We start from the raw sequence: 6,000 nt of genomic DNA, 5'->3' as shown, positions 1-6,000 counted from the left end.
GATGAAAGGCGGCGGCGGGGCCTCCACCTTCGGCTGCTTGGGCTCGGGCGGCTTGATCTCCTTGGGAGGCGGTGGTGGCGGCGGCGGAATGATCACTTCCTGGATCACCGCGGCTTCCAGCGGCTTCTTGATGATCTCCAGGCCGCGGCGTGCAGTGCCGGTGACCAGCGCCCACAGCACGAACGCGTGAACCAGGACGACGACGCCCCAGCCCACCATGCGGCGCGTCGGGTCCTTGGCACCGTACTTCCGGTGGTGCATCGGGATGGCGTTATCGGCGGTCATTGGACGAACTGCTCATGGCCGATGACGGCCATTTTGGAGAGCCCCTTGCGTTTGGAGGTGGACAGCACGTTCGCGAACACGGCGTACTGGCAGTCCTTGTTCGGCCGGATGTGCACTTCCGGCTGCGGGTTCATCGCGGCCAGCTGCGTCATCTTCTCGTCGAGTTCGGCCGCGTTGACCGGCAGGCCCTGCCAGTACACCGTGCTCTTCTCGTCGATGTCGATCTGCACCTTCTCGGGCTTGATCTCGTTGGTGGGCGGCGTTCCCACCGGCATTTCCAGGTTCACCGCGTGAAGCTGGATCGGGATGGTGATGATGAGCATCACGAGCAGCACCAGCATCACGTCGATGAGCGGCGTGGTGTTGATGTCCATCATGACCTCCGCATCGGCGCTTTTACGCAAGCCGCGGGATTTGGGGCTCATAGACATTCCTTCAGCCGCCCAGGGGCGGTGGTTCGGTGATGAAGGCAACCTTGGTGATGCCTGCGCGCTGGCAGGCCAGCAGGATCTTGCCGACGCCTTCATAGCGCGAGGAGGTGTCTCCGCGGACCTGGACTTCAGGCTGAGGGTCCTTCTTGGACACTTCCTTCAGCTTGGCGACCAGCGCTTCCGTGTTGGGCATTCTGGCGTCGTACCAGTAGATGTTGCCCGAGGGATCCACCGAAATGATGACGTTCTCGGGTTTGGTTTCCCGCACTTCCACGCGCTCCTTGGGCAGGGACACGGGGATCGAGGTGGTCACGACCGGGATCGTGATCAGGAAGATGATCAGCAGCACCAGCATCACGTCCACGAGGGGCGTGGTGTTGATGGCGGAGATGACGTCGTCGTCGGACGACTCGCCGACAGCCATTGCCATGGCAGTGACTCCTGGGGGCTAGCCGGGGCCGCTTACGCGGCTTTCCCGGCCGAGCCCACGATCACGGCGTTGAGTTCGTCGGCGAACTCGCGCACTTCGTCCATCACCGCCTTGTTGCGGCGGGCCAGCCAGTTGTAGGCCAGCACGGCGGGGATCGCGACCGCCAGGCCGATGGCCGTCATGATCAGCGCTTCACCCACGGGGCCGGCGACCTTGTCGATGGATGCCTGGCCGGAGATGCCGATGGCCGTCAATGCGTGATAGATGCCCCACACGGTGCCGAACAGGCCGACGAAGGGGGAGGTGGAGCCGACGGTGGCCAGGAACGCCAGGCCGCCTTGGGTGGTGGCGTGAACGCGGTCCACGGCGGCGGTGATGCTCATGGGGATCCAGTCAGCCATGGGGATGTGGCTCTTGAGGCCGCCATGGTCGTTGGTGGCGGCCACGCCGGATTCGGCGATGAAGCGGTAGGCACTGTTCTTTTCCAGCGCATTGGCGCCGGCGGTGACGGTGTTGGCGGCCCAGAAGCTCTTGTCGACGGAGCGCGCGTGGCGGTTCATCTTCGACTGCTCGAGCAGCTTGGTGATCATGATGTACCAGCTGCCGATGGACATGATGGCCAGCAGCAGGAGCACGCCGCGCGCGATGTTGTCCGAGCCTTTCCACAGCGCTTCGATGCCATACGGGTTGTCGAGCGCTTCAGCGCCGTTCTTCTTCGCGGAGGCAGCGGGGGTGGCGGTTGCCGCCATCGGGGCCGCGGGCGCTGGGGCGCTGGCCGAAGCTACCGATGCGGGGGCCGGAGCCTGCGCCGCGGCCGGCGTGCCGGCGAGAGAGAGTGCAAGCAGCATGAAAGACGCTGCGAAGACACGGAGTGGGGCCAGGGATAAGGTCCGCAAGATAAGTCCTTTGTGGGTTTGTGATGCCAAAAGGCTCTGGGCGCTTGGTGCCGGGTAGGGCACGTGACGCCTCAAGCTTTGCCAAGCCCAGGAGTATAGGGGCGGGTACCCCTCGGTTCCCCTCGTCTGCCGGGTCGCGGCTTGATGGTTTTCCCTGTGAAAACAACTCATCCGTATCACCTTGGCGACTGGTGTTTAAAACAGTCCTGGATGACCCCCTCGGCGAAAACGCTATAATCGCGGGCTTGACTTAATGCCGGTGTAGCTCAGTCGGTAGAGCAGCTCATTCGTAATGAGAAGGTCGGGTGTTCGATTCATCTCTCCGGCACCACATAAAAGAAGGCCGCTAGCGCAACGCTAGCGGCCTTTGTTTTTTTGGCTCACGTAGCCACCGCGATATGGGTTGCGTTCACCCGAAGTCCGCGCGCTTGAAGCGCGCGATCTGCCGAACATGCTCGCGCTGGCGTAGGCATCTGGCCAGCACCCGTTCCTGGAAGCGATGCGCCACGGCCGTGGGAACGGACTGGCCGATCATGTCGGCGAGAAACGCATCCATCACGGCGATCACTTGGCCTGCCAGGCCGTCGAGCTCGTGCGCCACCAACCGGAAGGGCAGTTTGCAGAGACGCCCGAAGTGCGCCCACTCATATGGCGTCAACGCGTCTTCGCTGAATGCGTCGCCGATCGCCATCGCGTAGGTGTGCGAGAAGCTGGCATCGAGGGCGTCCATGCAAACCATGTCATAGGCGGGCGCCAGCCGGAGGCCTCGCCCGTCGCAGAAGAAGGACACGTTTTTCCCGTGGGCGTCGGTATTGCCGATCAGAACCTGGAAGATCGCCCAGCGCAGCAAACCGAGCCGGTCCACGGCGGGCAGCGGGCTTTGGTCCACGAGCGAGAACAGCTTCGGCAAGCTCGCGCCTTCGCGCAGGTGGGCGACTTCGGCGGTGTCGCCGTAGGCCCGTTCGTATTTCATGGAGACCGCCAGGCCCAGCGCCTGGCAACCGTCGACGATGTGCAATCGCCTGACACCGGCGTCGGTTTCAACGCGGTCGAAGCGGCGCACCAGCAGCACCGGCTCCGGCACGTGCACGAGTCGCGTCTGCGCTGCCTGGAGGCCGACGCGGCGCGCCAGCTGCATGCACAGATGCTCGTTGGCCGGCAGGGTGGCGAGCTGCTTGCGCATCGGCGCTGGCTTGACGATCTCCGTGGAGGCGAGCCGGCCACCTTCGACCAGGTACCACCTGCCCCCGCGGTCGTAGACCGCGATCTTGTCCTGGTGACCCGCGATCGAAAGCCGCACCTTGGCGTCCCAGACGGAGAAGGGGATGTCCTCGCGGCCGCGAATCCGCTCGGAGAGCTGGGCGGGCGTGATTTCCCGCAGGTGCTCGCCCCCGGCAGTTGCGGGAGCGGCGTGGTCGTCGACCAAGGTGACGCGCAAGGCACCGGCGGTTTCCTTGCCGATAGCGATCAGCAGGCCCACCAGGTTGGAGCGTGTCGTGCCTGCCGTCTGCGCCGCATGGTCCAGGGCTTCGCCTTCGGGCAGCAGGTTCTCGAAGAACTGCCGCACCTGCGCGCTGTGCTGCTCAGCGGTCTCGCCGGCCGGGCGCTGTAACGGAAGCAGCGGGCTCAGCGGAAATCGCTCGTCGGCCTGCCGCCACTCGGCGGAGTAGTCGAAGCTGAAGCGGTTGGCTTGCGGGTCATGGCCCAGCACGCCCATCAGATCATCACCTGCCCACACGTTCAGCGTCGCCATGGTCGGATCACCTGTCTGGCGACGGAGAACTCTTCGCGTCGGCGCCCGGCATCATGCCGACCAAGGCACGGCGAACGCCTTCCCGCTGTCCTCCGGGCACTGCCAGGATCGAGACGCCAAATTCACGGGCGGCACGCAAGGCGGTGTCCAAGCTGACGCTGCTCTTGGCCGTCTCGAGGTTCGTGAGCGTCTGCCGTGCCACCCCGAGCAAGAGCGACGCTTCCGTCAGTGTCATGTTGGCTGCACAGCGGGCGGCGCGGATCGACGCACCGAATGCCTTGCTGTCGGCCACGAACAGGTCCGCTGGAGGGGGAAGGGGCTTGACGCGTTTCATAAAGACTAGATTTCTAGATTTTATGCCTGAGCGCCGCTCAGCGACAGTAATTTGTCTAGAAAACTAGTCTTTTAATCTCCTCCAGGGGTAAGGCAATTGATTTGTCTAGAATTCTAGACAAATTCGCCTCCAGAACCGGTCAGCGCCAGTTCCCGCTGAAGACGCTGCCCCAAGTCGCATCGGGCGGCGTGTTCGCCGGGTTGAAGGCGTAAGGAAGATGTACTTCGTGCCTGGCCGCCTGCACTGTCTGCGCCGCCTCCATCGCCTCTTCGCGGAACAAGGTCGCGGCGCTCTCAACCGCCGATGGAGCCAGCATCGCCGCGGCCGCCGCGGCCAGCACGATGGCACTCGTCTTCAAGAACTTCATGGCGATGTCCTTTCACGAAAAACGAAAATGGAACGGCGACCCGTGTGGCGCGCCGGCGTCAGCTCATCTCCAACAGCGCGAAGTCGGCCTTGCCCGCGCCGCACTCCGGGCAGAACCAGTCATCGGGCACGTCTTCCCAGGCGGTGCCCGGCGCGATTCCGCTGTCCGGATCGCCCAGGGCTTCGTCGTACACATGCGCGCAGAAATAGCATTGCCACTGACGGCTCGCTGAAGAACTCATTTCACCTCCCAGACCAGGGGCAGCGAGTAGATCGTCGCGTTGACGCCGGCCCGCACGGCCGGTGTGGCACCGGGCTTGATCTGGAAATCGGGAATGCGCTTGAGCCATTCCTCCAAAAAGATCCTCAGCTCAGTGCGCGCCAGCAGCGAACCGGGGCAGCGGTGCACGCCGTTGCCGAAGGTCGAATGAATCGGCGTGGGCCGCGAGAAGTCGACGCGCAACGGGTCGTCGAACTGGCGGTCGTCCAGCCCGTGCAGCGTGGTCGGCATGATGATCTGGTCGCCGGCGCGCATGGCGACGCCCTTGTACTCCATGTCGCCGACCACCATGCGGCCCTGGTTCACCACGGGGAAGCGGCGCAGCAGTTCTTCCACCGCGTTGGGAATGCGCTCCGGATGCTCGATCAGCTCACGGCGATGCGCCGGGCTGGTGGCCAGGAAGCGCGCGGCAAAGCCCATCGCGGAAGCGACGGTGTCGAGCCCGCCCACCAGCAACAGGAAGATCATCGGCGCCAGTGCTTCGTCGGTGATGGGCGCGCCGTCGACCTGCGCGCGCGTCAACTGGCTGATGAGGTCGGTGCCCGGGTTGGCGCGCCGCTCTTTCACCTTTTGCGCGGCATAGCCGAACAGGCTGTGGAACGACTGCTCGCGCTCGTGCTCGCTGGTCGGCCGCACCTGCTGGTCGGCCCAGTGCAGCAGCTGGTCGCGGTCCGATGCCGGCACGTCGACCATGCGCATGAAGATGCCGATCGGCAGGTGCTGCGCGAACTCGCTCACGAACTCGCATTCGCCCCGGGCGTAGAAGCCCTCGATCAATTCAATGGCGAGTGCGCGCGCGCCCTCCCCCAGCGGCGCGACGGCCTTGGGTGAGAGCGCCGGCGCGAACAGCGAGCGGTACTTCGCCTGCTCGGGCGGGTCCATCATGATCGGCGCCAGCGGGAACGGCGCGTTCCGGTGGCGCGGCACGACCAGGTTGCGCGACGAGAAGTGGTCCGCGTCCTTGAAGATGTGATAGATGTCCTCGCCGCGCGTGGCCACCCAGTGGCCGCCGTTGCGCGGAGTCCAGAAGATGTCGGGCACGCCGGTGTCGTGCAGTCGCTTGAGCGCGGCGTGATAGTCGCCGTCGTCCACCGGCACGTTGTACAGATCGAAATCGTGCACGAGCGCGGCGGGCACGTGGTCCGGGATGCTGTCGGCGACAGGTGCGGTGGCTGTTGTCATATCTGAACTGCGTTCGTATAATAGAATACACGCTACTTTAGCG

General features: G+C 64.6%; 8 protein-coding genes, 1 tRNA gene and 1 pseudogene. 1 reads left to right on the top strand and 9 read right to left on the bottom strand.

Annotation, left to right across the window (positions count from 1 at the left end; all coding sequences use genetic code 11):
- From EEB15_RS23945 to EEB15_RS23930, 4 genes and pseudogenes are all read right to left on the bottom strand, one after another.
- Positions 1–285 (bottom strand): annotated as a pseudogene (locus tag EEB15_RS23945) (energy transducer TonB); the annotation flags it as partial.
- On the bottom strand, positions 282–716 hold the full coding sequence (locus EEB15_RS23940; protein ID WP_199236611.1) for a biopolymer transporter ExbD: 435 nt from the start codon (positions 714–716) through the stop codon (positions 282–284). The gene EEB15_RS23940 and the pseudogene EEB15_RS23945, both read right to left, overlap by 4 nt.
- A 4-nt stretch (positions 717–720) precedes the next feature.
- Entirely contained in the window at positions 721–1,146 is a 426-nt protein-coding gene (locus tag EEB15_RS23935; RefSeq protein ID WP_141512465.1) for a biopolymer transporter ExbD, read from the bottom strand.
- Between the two features lie 32 nt (positions 1,147–1,178).
- On the bottom strand, positions 1,179–1,994 hold the full coding sequence (locus tag EEB15_RS23930; protein WP_141512464.1) for a MotA/TolQ/ExbB proton channel family protein: 816 nt from the start codon (positions 1,992–1,994) through the stop codon (positions 1,179–1,181).
- A gap of 303 nt (positions 1,995–2,297) precedes the next feature.
- Between EEB15_RS23930 and EEB15_RS23925 the strand changes: the two genes are divergently transcribed.
- A tRNA-Thr gene (locus EEB15_RS23925) sits at positions 2,298–2,373 on the top strand.
- Between the two features lie 78 nt (positions 2,374–2,451).
- On the opposite strand, the gene EEB15_RS23920 is transcribed toward EEB15_RS23925, so the two are convergent.
- The 5 genes from EEB15_RS23920 to EEB15_RS23900 form a co-directional block, all read right to left on the bottom strand.
- Complete coding sequence (locus tag EEB15_RS23920) at positions 2,452–3,795, bottom strand: HipA domain-containing protein (RefSeq protein WP_141512463.1); 1,344 nt, start codon at positions 3,793–3,795, stop codon at positions 2,452–2,454.
- Positions 3,796–3,802: 7 nt separating this feature from the next.
- Positions 3,803–4,129 carry a helix-turn-helix transcriptional regulator gene (locus EEB15_RS23915; RefSeq protein ID WP_141512462.1) on the bottom strand — a complete coding sequence of 109 codons (327 nt, stop codon included), beginning with the start codon at positions 4,127–4,129 and terminating at the stop codon, positions 3,803–3,805.
- 139 nt (positions 4,130–4,268) lie between these two features.
- The gene (locus EEB15_RS23910) at positions 4,269–4,496 is read right to left on the bottom strand and encodes a hypothetical protein (protein WP_141512461.1); all 228 of its coding nucleotides are present in this window, start codon (positions 4,494–4,496) and stop codon (positions 4,269–4,271) included.
- A 58-nt stretch (positions 4,497–4,554) separates the two neighbouring features.
- Positions 4,555–4,737 (bottom strand): rubredoxin, encoded by a 183-nt coding sequence (locus EEB15_RS23905; protein WP_141512460.1) that lies wholly within the window; start codon positions 4,735–4,737, stop codon positions 4,555–4,557.
- The gene (locus EEB15_RS23900) at positions 4,734–5,957 is read right to left on the bottom strand and encodes a cytochrome P450 (protein ID WP_141512459.1); all 1,224 of its coding nucleotides are present in this window, start codon (positions 5,955–5,957) and stop codon (positions 4,734–4,736) included. The genes EEB15_RS23905 and EEB15_RS23900 overlap by 4 nt, the downstream gene beginning before the upstream one ends.
- Positions 5,958–6,000: the final 43 nt, after the last annotated feature.

It is taken from the genome of Ramlibacter sp. WS9 (assembly GCF_003797765.1).
Classification (GTDB): Bacteria; Pseudomonadota; Gammaproteobacteria; order Burkholderiales; family Burkholderiaceae_C; genus Ramlibacter.
Note: the sequence above shows the minus strand (reverse complement) of the source record. Positions and strands in the feature narration are given on the sequence as shown.

What these genes read in the sequence shown, in the direction of transcription:
- EEB15_RS23940 (WP_199236611.1), bottom strand. Translation starts at nt 716, where the DNA reads ATGTCTATGAGCCCCAAATCCCGCGGCTTGCGTAAAAGCGCCGATGCG.
- EEB15_RS23935 (WP_141512465.1), bottom strand. Translation starts at nt 1,146, where the DNA reads ATGGCAATGGCTGTCGGCGAGTCGTCCGACGACGACGTCATCTCCGCC.
- EEB15_RS23930 (WP_141512464.1), bottom strand. Translation starts at nt 1,994, where the DNA reads ATGCTGCTTGCACTCTCTCTCGCCGGCACGCCGGCCGCGGCGCAGGCT.
- EEB15_RS23920 (WP_141512463.1), bottom strand. Translation starts at nt 3,795, where the DNA reads ATGGCGACGCTGAACGTGTGGGCAGGTGATGATCTGATGGGCGTGCTG.
- EEB15_RS23915 (WP_141512462.1), bottom strand. Translation starts at nt 4,129, where the DNA reads ATGAAACGCGTCAAGCCCCTTCCCCCTCCAGCGGACCTGTTCGTGGCC.
- EEB15_RS23910 (WP_141512461.1), bottom strand. Translation starts at nt 4,496, where the DNA reads ATGAAGTTCTTGAAGACGAGTGCCATCGTGCTGGCCGCGGCGGCCGCG.
- EEB15_RS23905 (WP_141512460.1), bottom strand. Translation starts at nt 4,737, where the DNA reads ATGAGTTCTTCAGCGAGCCGTCAGTGGCAATGCTATTTCTGCGCGCAT.
- EEB15_RS23900 (WP_141512459.1), bottom strand. Translation starts at nt 5,957, where the DNA reads ATGACAACAGCCACCGCACCTGTCGCCGACAGCATCCCGGACCACGTG.